This is a genomic window from Mesorhizobium ciceri biovar biserrulae (genome assembly GCF_001618845.1).
GTDB lineage: Bacteria > Pseudomonadota > Alphaproteobacteria > Rhizobiales > Rhizobiaceae > Mesorhizobium > Mesorhizobium ciceri.
In genome coordinates this window covers 3408049-3423669 of record NZ_CP015064.1, presented here as the reverse complement: position 1 = coordinate 3423669, position 15621 = coordinate 3408049, and the positions used below count along the sequence as shown (strand labels likewise).

The 15621-nt window shown below is 62.8% G+C and carries 16 protein-coding genes; 13 read left to right on the top strand and 3 right to left on the bottom strand.

Features of this window, described 5'->3' with window-relative positions; all coding sequences use genetic code 11:
* The first annotated feature begins 15 nt into the window (after positions 1 to 15).
* The 6 genes from tatB to A4R29_RS15955 all read left to right on the top strand — a co-directional run bounded on the left by tatB (position 16) and on the right by A4R29_RS15955 (position 6437).
* Positions 16 to 816, top strand: coding sequence for a Sec-independent protein translocase protein TatB (tatB, locus tag A4R29_RS15980; protein WP_063172321.1), 801 nt, complete (start codon positions 16 to 18; stop codon positions 814 to 816).
* Positions 813 to 1679 carry a twin-arginine translocase subunit TatC gene (gene tatC / locus A4R29_RS15975; RefSeq protein WP_013531297.1) on the top strand — a complete coding sequence of 289 codons (867 nt, stop codon included), beginning with the start codon at positions 813 to 815 and terminating at the stop codon, positions 1677 to 1679. Before tatB ends, tatC begins: the two co-directional genes overlap by 4 nt.
* Before the next feature lie 345 nt (positions 1680 to 2024).
* The gene (serS, locus tag A4R29_RS15970; RefSeq protein ID WP_063172320.1) at positions 2025 to 3329 is read left to right on the top strand and encodes a serine--tRNA ligase; all 1305 of its coding nucleotides are present in this window, start codon (positions 2025 to 2027) and stop codon (positions 3327 to 3329) included.
* Positions 3329 to 4087, top strand: a complete 759-nt coding sequence (surE, locus tag A4R29_RS15965) for a 5'/3'-nucleotidase SurE (RefSeq protein ID WP_063172319.1) — start codon at positions 3329 to 3331, stop codon at positions 4085 to 4087. Before serS ends, surE begins: the two co-directional genes overlap by 1 nt.
* Entirely contained in the window at positions 4084 to 4743 is a 660-nt protein-coding gene (locus A4R29_RS15960) for a protein-L-isoaspartate(D-aspartate) O-methyltransferase (RefSeq protein WP_013531300.1), read from the top strand. Before surE ends, A4R29_RS15960 begins: the two co-directional genes overlap by 4 nt.
* A gap of 191 nt (positions 4744 to 4934) precedes the next feature.
* On the top strand, positions 4935 to 6437 hold the full coding sequence (locus A4R29_RS15955; RefSeq protein WP_063168116.1) for a peptidoglycan DD-metalloendopeptidase family protein: 1503 nt from the start codon (positions 4935 to 4937) through the stop codon (positions 6435 to 6437).
* Between the two features lie 132 nt (positions 6438 to 6569).
* Here A4R29_RS15955 and A4R29_RS15950 read toward each other — a convergent pair whose 3' ends face one another.
* The gene (locus tag A4R29_RS15950) at positions 6570 to 7460 is read right to left on the bottom strand and encodes an NAD-dependent epimerase/dehydratase family protein (RefSeq protein WP_024503852.1); all 891 of its coding nucleotides are present in this window, start codon (positions 7458 to 7460) and stop codon (positions 6570 to 6572) included.
* 113 nt (positions 7461 to 7573) lie between these two features.
* Between A4R29_RS15950 and A4R29_RS15945 the strand changes: the two genes are divergently transcribed.
* Complete coding sequence (locus tag A4R29_RS15945) at positions 7574 to 8392, top strand: AraC family transcriptional regulator (RefSeq protein ID WP_063173703.1); 819 nt, start codon at positions 7574 to 7576, stop codon at positions 8390 to 8392.
* A gap of 39 nt (positions 8393 to 8431) precedes the next feature.
* Here A4R29_RS15945 and A4R29_RS15940 read toward each other — a convergent pair whose 3' ends face one another.
* Positions 8432 to 9307: an ATP-binding protein gene (locus tag A4R29_RS15940; protein ID WP_024503854.1), complete on the bottom strand. Its 876-nt coding sequence runs from the start codon at positions 9305 to 9307 to the stop codon at positions 8432 to 8434.
* 277 nt (positions 9308 to 9584) lie between these two features.
* Here A4R29_RS15940 and yajC point away from each other — a divergent pair, with 277 nt between their 5' ends.
* The 6 genes from yajC to A4R29_RS15910 all read left to right on the top strand — a co-directional run bounded on the left by yajC (position 9585) and on the right by A4R29_RS15910 (position 15248).
* Positions 9585 to 9923, top strand: a complete 339-nt coding sequence (gene yajC, locus A4R29_RS15935) for a preprotein translocase subunit YajC (protein WP_013531305.1) — start codon at positions 9585 to 9587, stop codon at positions 9921 to 9923.
* A gap of 51 nt (positions 9924 to 9974) precedes the next feature.
* Positions 9975 to 12524, top strand: coding sequence for a protein translocase subunit SecDF (gene secDF / locus A4R29_RS15930; protein ID WP_063172318.1), 2550 nt, complete (start codon positions 9975 to 9977; stop codon positions 12522 to 12524).
* A gap of 25 nt (positions 12525 to 12549) precedes the next feature.
* On the top strand, positions 12550 to 12942 hold the full coding sequence (locus A4R29_RS15925; protein ID WP_027160422.1) for an Mth938-like domain-containing protein: 393 nt from the start codon (positions 12550 to 12552) through the stop codon (positions 12940 to 12942).
* Between the two features lies 1 nt (position 12943).
* Positions 12944 to 13786 (top strand): phytoene/squalene synthase family protein, encoded by an 843-nt coding sequence (locus A4R29_RS15920; protein WP_063172317.1) that lies wholly within the window; start codon positions 12944 to 12946, stop codon positions 13784 to 13786.
* 83 nt (positions 13787 to 13869) lie between these two features.
* Positions 13870 to 14298, top strand: coding sequence for a hypothetical protein (locus A4R29_RS15915; RefSeq protein ID WP_063172316.1), 429 nt, complete (start codon positions 13870 to 13872; stop codon positions 14296 to 14298).
* The gene (locus A4R29_RS15910) at positions 14298 to 15248 is read left to right on the top strand and encodes a sterol desaturase family protein (RefSeq protein WP_174564975.1); all 951 of its coding nucleotides are present in this window, start codon (positions 14298 to 14300) and stop codon (positions 15246 to 15248) included. The genes A4R29_RS15915 and A4R29_RS15910 overlap by 1 nt, the downstream gene beginning before the upstream one ends.
* Positions 15249 to 15259: 11 nt before the next feature.
* Here A4R29_RS15910 and A4R29_RS15905 read toward each other — a convergent pair whose 3' ends face one another.
* Positions 15260 to 15577 carry a type II toxin-antitoxin system ParD family antitoxin gene (locus A4R29_RS15905; RefSeq protein WP_082827420.1) on the bottom strand — a complete coding sequence of 106 codons (318 nt, stop codon included), beginning with the start codon at positions 15575 to 15577 and terminating at the stop codon, positions 15260 to 15262.
* Positions 15578 to 15621: the final 44 nt, after the last annotated feature.

Sequence of the window (15621 nt, the reverse complement as noted above, 5' to 3'; positions counted from 1 at the left end):
TCGGAACAGAGTGTCATGTTTGAAGTCGGCTGGACCGAAATGCTGGTCATCGCGATCGTCATGATCGTGGTCGTCGGGCCCAAGGATTTGCCCAATATGCTGCGCACCTTCGGCCGCACGACGGCGAAGCTGCGCGCCATGGCATCCGATTTCCAGAAACAGTTCAACGAGGCGCTGAAGGAAGCCGAGCTCGACGACGTCAAGAAGTCCGTCGACGAGCTCAGGGGCATGAGCCCGATGGCCGAGATCAGGAAGCAGCTCAATCCGTTCGAACAGGCCGCGGCCGACGTTCGCTCCGGCGTCGACGCGGCGATGAAGCCGAAGCCGGCAGCCGATCCGGCAACGCCAGCCGCTTCGACCCCGCAGGCGGCCGAGCCGCTGAAGAACGGTGCAACGACCATGCCCGGCGTCAACGGACCGGAAGCAGCGCCGGCAGCGCCGATTTTCCCGGCGATGACCGACGAATCGGTGGTGACGTCATCAGTGCCGACGACACCCGTCGTGGCGCCGAAGGCGTCCACGGCGAAGAAGGCAGCCAAGCCTGCACCGTCAAGGGCGACGCCGGCTATAAAGGCTTCGGCAAATGGCGCTAAAGCTCCTGCAAAAACGGTCACCGCTAAGGCCACGCCTGCGGCCAAGGTGCCAGCGAAGCCGGTGACGGCGGCAATGCCTGAAACGCCCAGGGCCAAGACGCCCGCTGCGGCCAAGGTGACCGCGTCCAAGACCGTAGCGACCAAGACGGGGGCGAAAATCGAACCGAAACCTGCTGCGGCCAAGAAGCCGGCGGCCAAGAAGACGGCTGGAGCCGCCAAGTGAGCGTTTCGGACACCGAAAAGGACGAGATCGAGAAATCGTCGGCGCCGCTGATGGAGCATCTGATCGAGCTGCGCCGGCGGCTGATCTGGTCGCTGGGCGGTTTCTTCGTTGCCTTCCTGGTCTGTTTCTTCTTCGCCAAGAAGCTGTTCAACCTTCTGGTCGTCCCGTTCAAATGGGCGACGCAGTGGGCAGGCCTCGATCCGCACAAGGTCGAGCTGATCTACACGGCGCCGCAGGAATTCTTCTTCACGCAGGTCAAGCTCGCCATGTTCGGCGGCATGGTGATCGCCTTTCCGCTGATCGCCACGCAGATCTACAAATTCATCGCGCCCGGCCTCTACAAGAACGAGCGCAACGCCTTCCTGCCGTTCCTGATCGCGTCGCCAATCCTGTTCCTGATGGGTGCGTCGCTGGTCTATTTCTTCTTCACGCCGATGGTGATGTGGTTCTTCCTCGCCATGCAGCAGGCCGGCACCGACGATCAGGTGCAGATTTCGCTGCTGCCAAAGGTGTCGGAATATCTCAGCCTGATCATGACGCTGATCTTCTCCTTCGGCCTGGTGTTCCAACTGCCGGTGGTGACCAGCCTGATGACACGCGTCGGCATGCTGTCGTCCAAGGGGCTGGCCGAGAAGCGCAAATGGGCGATCGTCATCGCCTTCGTCGTCGCGGCGGTGCTGACGCCGCCCGATCCGATGAGCCAGATCGGCCTCGCCATTCCGACCATCCTTCTGTACGAGGTCTCCATCTGGGCTGCCCGGCTGATCGAGCGCGATCAGGAAAAGCAGCGCGTGGCACGCGAGAAGCAGGACGCGGCGGAAGAGGTCGCCGAGAAGAAGCCGGCGGACGCGTCCTCCACCTGAACGGCGCCGCCGCGTCTGGCCAGCCTCGATAGGAATTTTTTCTTGACCTGGTGAGGGCAGCTATGCTATGATTCTCGGTATGGTGCTGACTTGCGCCAGCGACCCGCCGTAGAGGCGGGTTTTTCATTTCAGGCTCTCCTCCGCCTTCAGCCGAAAGCGCGTCAAAGCGTGATCGCAGGCTTGCGTTCCCCATGCCCCATCTTGCATCGATCGAGGATGCGGTTTACGCCCTCTGGCTGAAACGCATCGCACCGAAAGCGATGCGTTTCACTTTTGTTTGAAGCATGTCGTTGTCCCAAACCGCTGCGCACTTTGGGCGACATGCTACCCCGGAGCGTTCAAACCATGCTTGACATCAAATGGATTCGCGACAACCCGAAGGCCCTTGTCGAGGCGCTGGTGAAGCGCTCGTGGTCGGCTGACGAGGCGCAGTCCACGGTCGGCGTGCTGATCGCCTCGGACGAGGCGCGGCGCGAACACGTTACCGAGCTACAGACCAAGCAGGAGCGCCGCAATGCCGCGTCGAAGGAGATCGGTAACGCCATGCGTTCGGGCGATGCCGCCTTGGCCGAGACGCTGAAAGCCGAAGTCGGCGAGATCAAGGTCTTCATCCAGAACGGCGAGGCGCGCGAACGCGAGCTCGACAAGGCGCTGAACGACGCGCTGGCGGTGCTGCCCAACGTACCGTTCGACGACGTGCCTGTCGGCAAGGACGAGCACGACAATGTCGTCAAGCACATCGTCGGCAAGGTACCGACGCGGCCGAACTGGGTGAAGGAGCACTTCGAGATCGGCGAAGCGCTCGGCATGATGGATTTCGAGCGCGCGGCAAAGCTGTCGGGTTCGCGCTTTACGGTGCTGAAAAACGGACTGGCGCGGATGGAACGCGCGCTCGGCCAGTTCATGCTGGACCTGCATACGACCGAACACGGCTACGAAGAAGTGATCCCGCCGTTGATGGTCAAGGACGATGTTTTGTTCGGCACCAACCAATTGCCGAAGTTCGAGGAAGATCTGTTCTTCACGCCGCACGGGGAGGGCAGGCTTGGCCTGATTCCCACCGCCGAGGTCCCACTCACCAACCTTGTGCGTGAGGAAATCACCGCGCATGAAAAACTGCCGCTGCGCTACACCGCGCTGACACCGTGCTTCCGTTCGGAAGCGGGCTCGGCCGGGCGCGACACGCGCGGCATGCTGCGCCAGCATCAGTTCTACAAGGTCGAGCTGGTGTCGATCACCGATCAGGAATCGTCACTTGCCGAGCATGAGCGGATGACGCAATGCGCCGAGGAAGTGCTGAAACGGCTCGGCCTGCCGTTCCGCACCATGACGCTGTGCACCGGCGACATGGGTTTTGGCGCACGCAAGACCTATGACATCGAGGTCTGGCTGCCCGGCCAGAACGCCTATCGCGAAATCTCGTCCTGCTCGGTGTGCGGCGACTTCCAGGCACGCCGCATGGACGCCCGCTACAAGGACAAGGACGGCAAGGGCAACCGCTTCGTCCACACGCTCAACGGCTCGGGCACAGCCGTTGGCCGCGCGCTCATCGCCGTCATCGAAAACTACCAGAACGAGGATGGCAGCGTAACCATTCCTGAAGTGCTGCGGCCTTACATGGGCGGTCTGGAAAAGATCGAAGCGAAATAATGCGTATCCTCCTGACCAATGACGACGGCATTCATGCCGAGGGCCTGGCGTCGCTCGAACGCGTCGCACGTACGCTGTCCGACGATGTCTGGGTGGTGGCGCCCGAGCAGGACCAGTCCGGCTATGCGCATTCGCTGTCGATCTCGGAGCCGCTGCGGCTGCGCAAGATTGGCGAGAAGCATTTTGCCGTGCGCGGCACGCCGACCGATTGCGTCATCATGGGCGTCAAGAAGATCCTGCCTGGCGCACCCGACCTGATCCTGTCCGGCATCAATTCGGGCGCCAACATCGCCGACGATGTCACCTATTCCGGCACCGTCGCCGGCGCCATGGAGGGCGCGCTGCTCGGCATTCGCTCGATCGCGCTCAGCCAGGGGTACAGCTATGTCGGCGAAGATCGCGTCGTGCCCTACGAGACGACGGAGGCGCTGGCGCCGGCGCTGCTGAAGAAACTTATCGCGACGCCATTGCCGGACGGCGTGCTGCTCAACGTCAATTTTCCCAACTGCACGCCCGAGGAAGTCGCAGGCACGGTGGTCACCTCGCAGGGCAAGCTCGTGCACTCCCTGTGGGTCGACGAGCGCCGTGACGGGCGCGGCCTGCCTTACTACTGGCTGCGTTTCGGCCGCGAGCCGGTCGAAGGCAAGCAAGGCACCGACCTCTACGCCTTGCGCAACCGGCTGGTGTCGGTGACGCCGCTGCAGCTCGACCTTACCGCCCATGAAATCCGTGACCAACTGAGCAAGGCGCTCGCATGAACCAGGGCCTCCCGATCGACGACCGCGAAGGTTTTGCCGCCTTTCTGCTGCGTCTGCGCGGCCGGGGGACTGTGCCGAAGGCGCTGATCGCGGCCTTCGAGGCGACGCCGCGGCGCGGCTTTCTGGCGGCCCAGTTCCATCAGATCGCCTGGTCGGACCGCATGCTGCCGATCGAATGCGGCGAGGCGATCGAAGGCGCCGACATGCAGGCGGCGGTGATCGCCGCACTCACCATCGAGCAGGGCAACCGCGTGCTCGAGATCGGCACCGGCTCGGGCTACACCTCGGCGGTGATGTCGCGGCTGGCCGCTCGGGTCATCACCACCGATCGCTACAAGACGCTCGCCGAGCAGGCGCGGCAGCGCTTCGAGGCGCTCGGCATCGGCAATGTGATCGTGCGCCACGCCGATGGTTCCGGCGGGCTGCCGAATGAAGGGCCATTTGACCGCATCGTCGCCTGGGCCGCCTTCGACAGCCTGCCGCGTTTCCTGCTCGACCAGTTGTCGAGCGGCGGTATCGTCATCGCTCCGATCGGCCCCGAAGAGGGCGAACAGGTGCTGGCCAAGCTGACCAAGGTCGGCAGCCGCTTCGAGCGCGAAGACATCGGGCTCGTTCGCCTGCAGCCGATCCTGCGCGGTGTCGCCGCTGTTATCTAGCGCGGATGTCGATGTTCGGCCGCGTCGTGCGCCCGTCTTCGACCCCGGCTGGCCTGACCCGAAATCTCCGCACGGCTCGCTGTCTAATATTTTAAGAAAAATTGCGTCGGATTCCATGAGGTTAACCGTCGAGTAACATTAACGCGCTTTAATCATGCCTAGTTTGTACCGGGTATGTGCGGGTTAGTGCGATGCAACTCAGTGTTTTGAAGACAAACGGTCGCAATCTGGCGCGAGGCTGCGCCATTCTGATGGTCGCGGGTGCTGCTGCGGGGTGCAGTTCCCAGGTTTCGCGGTTCAATGGCGTCGACGACGTCTTTACATCCTCGACCAACAATCAGCGCGCCATCATCAACAAGCAGGATGCCGTACAGCAGCCCTATCCGGGCGATGTCGCCGCCGCTCCGATCGATGGCAGCCATACACAATCGGTCAGCCGCTCCAGCCTCGAGCCGGTCTCGACGCGGCCGCTGCCGCCGCCGGTTGCCCAAGCGCAGCAGGCGCCGGCATCGAAGCCGGTGCGCACCGCATTGGCCCCGGCACCGCATGTCGACAGGACCACGACCGGCACCGTCGCTCCGGCGGCGTCGCCTTTCAAGGTTTCGCAACCTGACGAACCCCGCGTGGCTGCTTCCGGCACTCCGCATGCAACCGAGATCGTCGTCAGGGACGGCGAAACGATCGGCGGCCTGGCGCAGCGCTACAAGGTGCCGTCCGACGTGATCATGAAGGTCAACGGGCTGAGCGCGACCAAGGGGCTGAAGACCGGCCAGAAGCTGGTCATCCCGGCCTATGCCTATTCCAGCAAAGGCGAGGCGAAGGTCGCGGATGCCAAGCCGGCGAAAGACGGCAAGCACAACCTGCCGGCCACTGCGCCGGACAAGGTCGCCGTTCTGCCGCAGCAGCCGAAGCCTAAGGAAGGCAAGTCCGCCGCTCAGGTCGACGCGTCGGCCGCAGCAAACCAGCCCAAGGAGCCCAAGCCGCAGGTTGCCAAGACGACCGGCGCTGCTGGGACCTACACGGTCCAGTCGGGCGACACGATGTCTTCGATTGCCAGGAAGACCGGCGTCGGCGTCGTTGCTCTAAAGCAGGCCAACGGGATGAAGGACGGACTGCTCAAGATCGGCCAGACCCTGAAGGTGCCGGCCGGCGGAACCGCGACCGTCGCCGCTGCCAAGCCGGCCAAGGTCGATCCGGTGACGACGGCCACCACGCAGCCCGCGGCAAAGACCACGCCGTCTGAAACGCTGGCGTCCTACACGCCGCCGAAAAAGGATTCGAAGGTCATCCAGCAGGCCGAGGCCGACGATGCCGTCGCGCCAGACGCCACCGGCATCGGCAAGATGCGCTGGCCGGTGCGCGGCCGCGTGATTTCCGGTTTCGGCTCGGGCAAGGACGGCGTCGATATCGCCGTGCCGACGGGCACGCCAGTCAAGGCGGCCGAGAACGGCGTCGTCATCTATGCCGGCGACGGCCTCAAGGAATTCGGCAACACGGTCCTGGTGCGCCACGAGAACGGCCTGGTCACCGTCTACGGCCACGCCAGCTCGATCGAGGTGCAGCGCGGCCAGAAGGTCAAGCGCGGCCAGGAGATCGCGCTGTCGGGCATGAGCGGCACGACGGACTCGCCGAAGCTGCACTTCGAAGTGCGCAAGAATTCGGCGCCAGTCGATCCCTCCGGTTATCTCGAATAGTCGGGGCTGTTTCGAATAGAAGAAAAAAAGCAATTTGCGGGCCGTCTGACCTCCAGTCCGGCCCGCCGGCTCAGCCCGTTCCGAAAGGAGCGGGCTTTTTCAGTTTCAGTGCGACGCGCCAGTCTTCAAGCTTCAAAGATGGTCGCGCAGAGTGTCGGCGATCATGACGCCAAGGCTGCTGGCCTTGACGCCGAGAAGCGTCTCCGCGTCGGAGGAATCGACCAGCAAGGGTTTGTCGAAGAGGTAGCTCATCTCGATAAGCTCATGCATGCCCAATGCTTCCATTTCGGAGATGGAATAGGAGCGTGTTCCTGGAATTTCACGGTGAAGCATTGCCGCGGTCGCCCGGATGAGTTCCCGGGATGGGGCGTGTTGCGATGGAACATGGAACGCCCGTCCCCATTCGCCCGTGTAGCGCGAGGCAGCGACCAGTGTCCTGGCCACGTCCTTCGTGAAGGACCAGGCGTGAGTTGCGTCGAGGTTTCCTATGAAAGCCGTCGGTTTCCCTTCGATTATGGAGGGCAGCGCGACCAGTGAGAAAGAGCTGATCGCGCCATGTCCAAGATAATCGCTGGACCGCACTTCGACGGCCGGCACGTCCGCACGGACGGCCCGCTGCCACATGATCGTCCGTGCGGTTCCTTTCTTCGAAGTCGGATCCAGAGACAGGTCGGAGTGAAGCGGGCTTTCGGCATCTTTGCCATAGCCATAGAGATTTCCGAGCACCACAAGCTTCGCGCCGACCGCTTCGGCAGCCCGCACGGTGCCGTCGATGATTGGGAAGAAGTCGGTCGGCCAGCGGTGATAGGCGGCCATGGCGCACATGAAGATCGCGTCGGCGTTTCGGCTGATACGCGCCAGTTCCGCGGCATTGGTGGCGTCGGACTGCACGGTCCGGACGTTTTGCAGCGCGTTCGAACCGACACCCCGGCTCGTCAAGACAACATCATGGCCTTCTTCGCCCAGAAGCCGCGCGGTCTCGCGACCAACCGGGCCTGCTCCCACAACAACATAGAAACTCATGGCATAACCTCTCATCCAAGTTTTATGGAGAGGCGTAGGTACATAGCCACGGCATTGAAAATCGCGCGGGAATTGCCAAGTCTTGAACAGGTTTTGCCATGAATCGAGAAAGCATGCTCTCGCAAGTCGCCCCGGCCCGATCCCCGTCCGACGTAACATTGGCCTCCCGGCATGTCGAAGCCGGGGTCCATCGTCTGCTCCGGGCGCCACACCATCGCATCATGGTGCATGCAAGTGCCGCGACGCGCTCCTACTGCCATGAGGTTGGACGATATTTCGTCAGGCGCGCCGGCCATATCGACCTGGTGCCCGCCGGTCAGGAGGGTGGGTTCGAGGCTGAGACCCCGTTCGACACGATCGAGATCGCGTTACAACCGGCCTTGATGGAAAGGGTGGCAGCCGAACTTGGCAAGGCGCGCGCATTGCCGCTCGGCACACGTCACCTGCTTCGTGACCAGCGCATCGAACACCTCGCGCGAGCACTGGAGAGCGATCTCAATGCGAAGTCGCCGAGCGGGTCGTTGTTTGCCGACAGCATCGGCGCCGCGCTCGCTGTGAGGCTGCTTGGCCTCGGTGAACCTGATATCGATCGCGCGAGCCGGCTGTCGGATACTCAGCTCAAGCGCGTGCTGGAGCATATCGAGGTTGCGCTGCACGAACCCCTGTCGATCCATCGACTGAGCCGGGTTGCCGGCGCCAGCAGTTCGCACTTGCGGACATGGTTCAAGGCGGCGACGGGCTTCACCCTGCACCGCTACGTGCTACGGCGTCGCGTCGAACGCGCACGCGTCCTGCTGCAGCAAGGCGATCTCAGCACAAGCGAGGTGGCGGAATTGACGGGCTTCGCGCACCAGTCACATCTGGCGCATTGGATGCGGCGTGAGATCGGCCAAACGCCGCGTGATTTGCGGCGGTCGCAGCCGCCCAAATGATCTTGTCATCGGATGGCGTTGGCGACGCTATCCAACGCATCAGTCCTTCAGCGGTTTGCCGAGCCGGCCAGCCAAATCCTGGGTGAACTGCCAGGCGACGCGGCCCGAGCGGCTGCCGCGCGTCGTCGCCCATTCCAATGCTTCGGCGCGCAGCGTGTCGGGATCGATTGTCAGCCCGTGATGGCGGACATAGCCGTCGATCATGTCGAGATACTCGTCCTGCGAACATTTGTGGAAACCGAGCCACAGCCCGAAGCGGTCGGACAGCGACACCTTTTCCTCGACCGCTTCGGACGGGTTGATCGCGGTCGAGCGTTCATTGTCGATCATGTCGCGGGGCAACAGATGGCGGCGGTTCGAGGTGGCGTAGAAGATGACATTGGCTGGACGGCCCTCGACGCCGCCTTCGAGCGCTGCCTTGAGCGATTTGTAGGAGGTGTCGTCATGGTCGAAGGAGAGGTCGTCGCAAAACAGGATGAAGCGGAAGGGCGCCGCCTTCAGCAGACCCATCAGCTTCGGCAGCGTGTCGATGTCCTCGCGGTGGATCTCGATCAGCTTCAACGGCAGGTCGGACCTGGCCTTGGCGTTGATCTCCGCATGCACGGCCTTGACCAGCGACGATTTGCCCATGCCGCGCGCGCCCCACAACAACACATTGTTGGCCGGGTAGCCGGCAGCGAAGCGTTCGGTGTTGTCGACAAGGATGTCGCGGACGCGGTCGACGCCACGGATCAGTCCGATGTCGACGCGGTTAACCCTGTGCACCGGTTCCAGATAGCCCGGATCGGCCTGCCAAACGAAGCAATCGGCCTCGCGGAGGTCGGTTTGGGGCACCGGCGGCGGGGCAAGGCGGCTCACCGCTTCGATCAGCCGGTCGAGTTTCTGGTTCAGGGCCTCAATGCTGCTGTCGGTCATGTCTGTCTTTTGTTTTCGCGTTTTTGATGTCTTGGGGCGTGAAGCTGCCCGATTTCGCCTGATACAAAACCGGTTGCAACCTTTTGTTCGAGCATAATTTTTTGCGGAAACCGGCTCGCGCTTTTTGCGATCCTGCTCTAACACGGCTCAACAGGCCGGAAAAGCAGCCGATTTGGCCGGCCGCGCAGTTGCATTGACAACTTTACCGACTATATTCCGGCCAAATTTCAAGGGGCCGCCAGATTGGCGGCTGTTTTCAAAATTCAGGAGTACCTCGATGTTCGTGACACCGGCATACGCCCAAGGCGTCGGCGCTTCTCCCGACATGTTCATCAGCATTTTGCCGTTTGTCCTGATTTTCGTGATCATGTATTTTCTGATCATCCGGCCGCAGCGCACGCAGCTGAAGAAGCGCGGCGAGATGCTGGCCGCGGTCCGTCGCGGCGACACGGTCGTCACCGGCGGCGGCTTCGTCGGCAAGGTGACCAAGGTGATCGACGACAACGAGCTCGAGGTCGACCTCGGCAATGGCTTGAAGGTGACGGCGCTGCGCTCGACGATCGCCGATGTGCGCGTCAAGGGCGAGCCGGTGGCCAACCAGAACGCCAAGAAATAATCCAATTTTAGGCGGAGCGATCCGCGGACACGCTCTGACGGACGACGCCATATGTTGTATTTCTCGCGCTTCAAGATGATCCTGATCTGGGTGGCCGTGGCCATCACGGTGATCCTCGCCGCGCCCAACCTGTTCTCCGCCAGCACGCTGGCGCAGCTGCCCAACTGGGTGCCGAAGCGGCAGATGACGCTCGGCCTCGACCTGCAGGGTGGTTCGCACATCTTGCTGGAAATGAACCAGAACGATCTGATCAAGGACCGGCTGGAGACGACGCGCGACGAAATCCGCACGCTGCTGCGCGACGCCAAGATTGGCTATACCGGCCTTGCCGGCACCGGGCGGACCCTGCAGGTTCGCATTACCGATCCCGCCCAGATCGATGCCGCCAAGACGGCGCTGAAGACGCTGACCGATCCGGTCGCCGCCGGCCTGTTCACCGGCGGTTCCGTGCAGGAAATGACGCTCGACGATTCCGAGCCCGGCCTGCTCAAGTTCAACGTCACCGATGCCGGCATCAAATACCGCACGTCGACCGCGCTGACGCAGTCGATCGAGGTGGTCGAACGCCGCGTCAACGAACTCGGCACGACCGAACCCATCGTGCAGCGGCAGGGCGACGACCGTATCCTTGTCCAGGTGCCGGGTCTTCAGGACCCGCAAAGGCTGAAGGAAATCCTCGGCCAGACCGCCAAGCTGACCTTCCAGATGGTCGACCAGTCGATGCCGGTGCAGGACGCGCTCAACGGCCGTCCGCCTGCCGGCTCGTCGGTGCTGTATTCGCAGGACGATCCGCCGGTTCCGTATCTGATCGAGAACCGCGTCATCGTCTCGGGCGAAAACCTCGTCGATGCGCAGGCGACCTACAATTCGCAGAACAACGAGCCGGTGGTGTCGTTCCGCTTCGATTCGAAGGGGGCGGCGCGCTTCGGCCAGGCCACGGCGCAAAATGTCGGCAAGCTGTTCGCCATCATCCTCGACAACCAGGTGATTTCGGCGCCGCAGATCCGCGAGCCGATCCTCGGCGGCACCGGCCAAATCTCCGGCAATTTCACCGCCCAGAGCGCCAACGATCTCGCCGTGCTGCTGCGCGCCGGCGCACTGCCGGCGACGTTGACGGTGATCGAAGAACGTACAGTGGGTCCGGGCCTTGGCCAGGATTCGATCCATGCCGGCAAGGTCGCCGGCATCATCGGTTCTATCCTCGTCGTTGCCTTCATGTTCGTCGCCTACGGCTTCCTCGGCTTCCTCGCCAACATCGCGCTGGCGGTGCACGTGGCGATGATCGTCGGCGTGCTCTCGTTGCTTGGCGCGACGCTGACCTTGCCTGGTATCGCCGGTATCGTGCTGACCATCGGCATGGCGGTCGATTCCAACGTGCTGATCTACGAGCGCATCCGCGAGGAGCGGCGCGCCGGCCGCTCGGTCATCCAGGCGATCGATACCGGTTTCACCAAGGCGCTGGCGACCATCGTCGATTCCAACATCACCTCGCTGATCGCCACCGTGGTCCTGTTCTATCTTGGTACCGGTCCGGTGAAGGGCTTTGCCATCACCTATGCCATCGGCATCCTGACGACCGTCTTCACCGCCTTCACCTTCACCCGTCTGCTGGTCTCGATCTGGCTGCGCCGGGCTCGCCCGAAGGAATTGCCGAAGGCGCCGGTGACCTTCGTTCCGCCCGGCACCAAGATCCCCTTCATGGGCATCCGTCGCTGGACGTTCACGCTGTCCAGCGCACTTTCGATCCTGTCGGTGGTGCTGTTCATGACCGTCGGCATCAACTACGGCATCGATTTCAAGGGCGGTTCGCTGATCGAAGTGCAGGCCAAGAGCGGCAATGCCGATCTCGCCGACCTCCGCGCGCGGCTGACCGAACTCAACATCGGTGAAGTCCAGGTGCAGCAGTTCGGTACGCCGAACGACGTGCTGATCCGCGTCGGGACGCAGGATGGTGGCGAAAATGCCGAGCAGACCGTCATCGACAAGGTGCGCGGCGAGCTGCAGGATAATTATGACTTCCGCCGCGTCGAAGTGGTGGGACCGACCGTGTCCGGCGAGCTCGCCAAGCAAGGCACGATCGCCATGCTGATCGCGCTGCTCGGCATCCTGATCTATGTCTGGTTCCGCTTCGAATGGCAGTTCGCGGTCGGCGCCATTGTGGCGACGGTGCACGATGTGGTCATGACGCTCGGCTTCTTCGTCATCTCCGGGCTGGAGTTCAACCAGTCGTCACTGGCGGCGATCCTGACGATCATCGGCTATTCGCTGAACGATACGATCGTGGTCTATGACCGTGTCCGAGAGGATCTGCGAAAATACAAGCGCATGCCGCTGCCGCAACTCCTGAACAACGCCATCAACGAGACGCTGTCGAGAACGACGCTGACCTCGGTGACGACGATCCTGGCGCTGCTGGCGCTGGTTCTGTTCGGTGGCGAGGTGATCCGCTCGTTCACCATGGCCATGCTGTTCGGCGTGATCTTCGGCACCTATTCGTCGATCTTCATCGCCGCACCGCTGCTGATCCTGTTCAAGCTGCGGCCGCAGGCTTCAGCCGACGAGGAGAAGCCGGTCAATGGCGGCAAGGCGGTCGCGACCTGACGCGCCCCCCCGAAGAGGTTTAACGGTGACCAGCAAAGGCATCGTCATCCGCGAGGCGCATTTCCCGGGCCGCGCGCCGATCGAAGCCTACGGCAATGGCGGATTCCGCTTTGCCGACATGTCGCATCGCGGTTCGCTGCTCTGTCTGCCATCCGGCATCCATGGCTGGGAGCCGGTGGACCCCTTGGCGCTGACGGTGGCGGATTTTGACAGGCTGCTGTCCGAGGCCGACAAGATCGAGATCCTGCTGGTCGGCATGGGCAGGGATCTTCGGCCGTTGCCCGCTGCATTGCGGGCCGCGCTGAAGGCCGCCGGCATTGCATCCGACCCGATGTCGACGGGTGCCGCGGTGCGGACCTACAATGTCCTTCTGGCGGAAGAGCGCGCCGTGGCCGCCGCGCTCATTGCCGTCGATTGATATGTCTCAAAGCGCTGAAATCGTCATGGACGCGGTGCGTGCCGCCGACCATGATCGCTATCTGACCGCGCTCTACGCGCCGGACGGCAAGCGCTACGCGCTGTTTTCGCTCTACGCCTTCAACGCGGAGATATCAGGTATTCGCGATCGCATCCATGAGGCGCTACCGGGCGAGGTGCGGCTGCAATGGTGGCGCGATGTCATTGCCGCCGGCGGCGAGGCCGGCGCCGGCCATCCCACTGCCGAAGCCGTGAACGCTACGATAGCGACATTCGGCCTGCCGAAGCCGGCCTTCGAGAACATGCTCGATGCGCGCATCTTCGACCTCTACGACGACCCGATGCCGTCGCGCACCGATCTGGAAGGCTATTGCGGTGAGACGGCCGCAGCACTCATCCAGCTTGCGGCGATGGTGCTCGACCCCGGCGAGGCGCCGCGCTTTGCCGAACTGGCGGGCAGGGCAGGCTGCGCACAGGCGATGACCGGCCTGCTGCTGCTGTTGCCGCTGCACCGCCAGCGCGGACAATGTTTTGTCCCGGCCGACATTCTGGCGGCAGCGGGATCGTCGCCGGAAGAATTCGTCACCGGCGACGGCGGACCCGGCGCCAAACGCGCGGTGGCGGCGATGATGGCGCTGGCACGGGAACATCTTTCCGCCTTCGAGCAAGGCGCACCGGCTCTCCCGGTCTCGCTGCGTCCGGCATTCCTGCCACTTGCCCTGTCACGCGCCTATCTCGGCAAGATGGAGAATGGCTCGCCGCTCGAAGGCGTGGCGCGGCTGTCGGCCTTGCGCCGGCATTGGCTGCTGCTGCGTCGTGCGAGCAAGGGTTGGCCTGCTCTTTGACGTAAACGTCAACCGTGCTAAGAAGTCTCCGCGCCAAAACTGTCGCCATAGACGACAGGCCGGCCGGAGGAGATACCCATTCAATGAGCTTGCCTTTGCTGGTTGCGATCGTCGCCCTTGGCATCGCGCTGTCGGTTGCCGCGGTGCATTCCACTGGCGGCAGCAAGACGGCGACGCTCAGTGGCGCAGATCATGCGAAGAGCCGGTTCGCCGAAGATTTTCCCGACGAGATCGCAACGGCGGTTCGCCTGACAGCGGATGCCAGGACAGCGTTTTTGAATATCGGGCGACGGCGCATCGGGATCGTCCACAGCATCGGCGACTGCTTTTTGACCCGCATCGTCACGCCCCGGGATGTCGGGGTTTTGACCGCCGAAGAAGGGAATACGGTCTCGCTGCGGCTCGCCGATTTCACTTGGAAGGGCGGCCGCTTCCGCTTTGCCAGCGCAACGGATGCGCAAGGCTTGCTGAAGGCGCTTGAGCCGCAGAGTTTCGGCGGAGAGGCGGCATGATGGACGACTACAATTTTCCGCAGGTCACTCAACTGGCCATCCCGTTCTTCGTTGTCGCGATCCTGATCGAGCTTTGGTTGGTGCGCACCGGCCGTGCCAAGGGTTCGTTCGAAACGCGCGACACATTGACCAGCCTGATGATGGGTACCGGCAATGTCGTTGCCGGGCTGCTGCTTGGCGTCGTGTCCTACTGGGCGTTGCTGTGGCTCTGGCAGTTCCGCGTCTTCAATCTCGGCCTGTCGATCTGGGTCTTTCTGGTGGCCTTCCTGCTCGATGATCTGCGCTACTATTTCTATCACCGCATCGCGCACCGGGTGCGCTGGGTGTGGGCCGAACACGTCAACCACCATTCCAGCCAGCACTACAATCTGTCGACGGCGCTGCGGCAGAGCTGGACGGGCCTGTTCACCTTCATGTTCGTGCTGCAGGCGCCGCTGGTGCTGCTCGGCTTCCACCCGGCGGTGATTGCCTTCACCTTCGGCTTCAATTTGGTCTGGCAATTCTGGATCCACACCGAGACCATCGGCAAGATGTGGGGCTGGTTCGAGTTCGTCTTCAACACGCCCTCACACCACCGCGTCCACCACGCCACCAATCCGCGCTATCTCGACGCCAACTATGCCGGCACGCTGATCATCTGGGACCGCATGTTCGGCACCTTCGTCGGGGAACTGGAAGAAGACCGGCCGCGCTACGGCATCGTCAGGAATCTCGGCACCTTCAATCCGCTGAAGGTGGCATTCCATGAATGGATCGGCATGTTCAGGGATGCCTTTGCGCCCGGTCTGACCTTGAGCGATCGCCTGAACTATCTGATCAAGCCTCCCGGCTGGAGCCATGACGGCTCGCGCGAGACTTCGGAGAGTTTGAAGGCTGCCTATGTCAGGCGAAATCCTGCTGAGGCGGGGAAGCCGGGATTGCCAAGCGTGGGTGTCGAGCCCGCCGAGTAGAACTTCTTATGTCAGGAGGGTCCGTCGTCATCGCTGTCGTACGCCAATTGCGCGATTCGTTCCCTCACTTGCGAGATGGCGTGATCCAGCGGAATAGCGGGACGCGTATCTTCGATCGAAGCCTTTATCTTGGCCCGGATCGCGGCTAGGCGCTCGGCATGCTCCTCTTCCTCGCGCTGGAAGGCCCGGAGCGCCGCGCGGATGACTTCGCTCGCCGAGCCGAAAGAGCCGTCTTCGACTTTTTGGCGGATAAGGCGGGCCATTGCTGGCGTGACTGTGACAGAAAGTTTCTCGGCGAATTCCGTGGAACGGCTCCCATTGGACAGCAAGTGGGATTGTATCCTGCTTCATCCGTGCGGCCAACGATGAGGTC

What these genes read in the sequence shown, in the direction of transcription:
- tatB (WP_063172321.1), top strand. Translation starts at nt 16, where the DNA reads ATGTTTGAAGTCGGCTGGACCGAAATGCTGGTCATCGCGATCGTCATG.
- serS (WP_063172320.1), top strand. Translation starts at nt 2,025, where the DNA reads ATGCTTGACATCAAATGGATTCGCGACAACCCGAAGGCCCTTGTCGAG.
- surE (WP_063172319.1), top strand. Translation starts at nt 3,329, where the DNA reads ATGCGTATCCTCCTGACCAATGACGACGGCATTCATGCCGAGGGCCTG.
- A4R29_RS15960 (WP_013531300.1), top strand. Translation starts at nt 4,084, where the DNA reads ATGAACCAGGGCCTCCCGATCGACGACCGCGAAGGTTTTGCCGCCTTT.
- A4R29_RS15955 (WP_063168116.1), top strand. Translation starts at nt 4,935, where the DNA reads ATGCAACTCAGTGTTTTGAAGACAAACGGTCGCAATCTGGCGCGAGGC.
- A4R29_RS15950 (WP_024503852.1), bottom strand. Translation starts at nt 7,460, where the DNA reads ATGAGTTTCTATGTTGTTGTGGGAGCAGGCCCGGTTGGTCGCGAGACC.
- A4R29_RS15945 (WP_063173703.1), top strand. Translation starts at nt 7,574, where the DNA reads ATGCTCTCGCAAGTCGCCCCGGCCCGATCCCCGTCCGACGTAACATTG.
- A4R29_RS15940 (WP_024503854.1), bottom strand. Translation starts at nt 9,307, where the DNA reads ATGACCGACAGCAGCATTGAGGCCCTGAACCAGAAACTCGACCGGCTG.
- yajC (WP_013531305.1), top strand. Translation starts at nt 9,585, where the DNA reads ATGTTCGTGACACCGGCATACGCCCAAGGCGTCGGCGCTTCTCCCGAC.
- secDF (WP_063172318.1), top strand. Translation starts at nt 9,975, where the DNA reads ATGTTGTATTTCTCGCGCTTCAAGATGATCCTGATCTGGGTGGCCGTG.
- A4R29_RS15920 (WP_063172317.1), top strand. Translation starts at nt 12,944, where the DNA reads ATGTCTCAAAGCGCTGAAATCGTCATGGACGCGGTGCGTGCCGCCGAC.
- A4R29_RS15915 (WP_063172316.1), top strand. Translation starts at nt 13,870, where the DNA reads ATGAGCTTGCCTTTGCTGGTTGCGATCGTCGCCCTTGGCATCGCGCTG.
- A4R29_RS15910 (WP_174564975.1), top strand. Translation starts at nt 14,298, where the DNA reads ATGGACGACTACAATTTTCCGCAGGTCACTCAACTGGCCATCCCGTTC.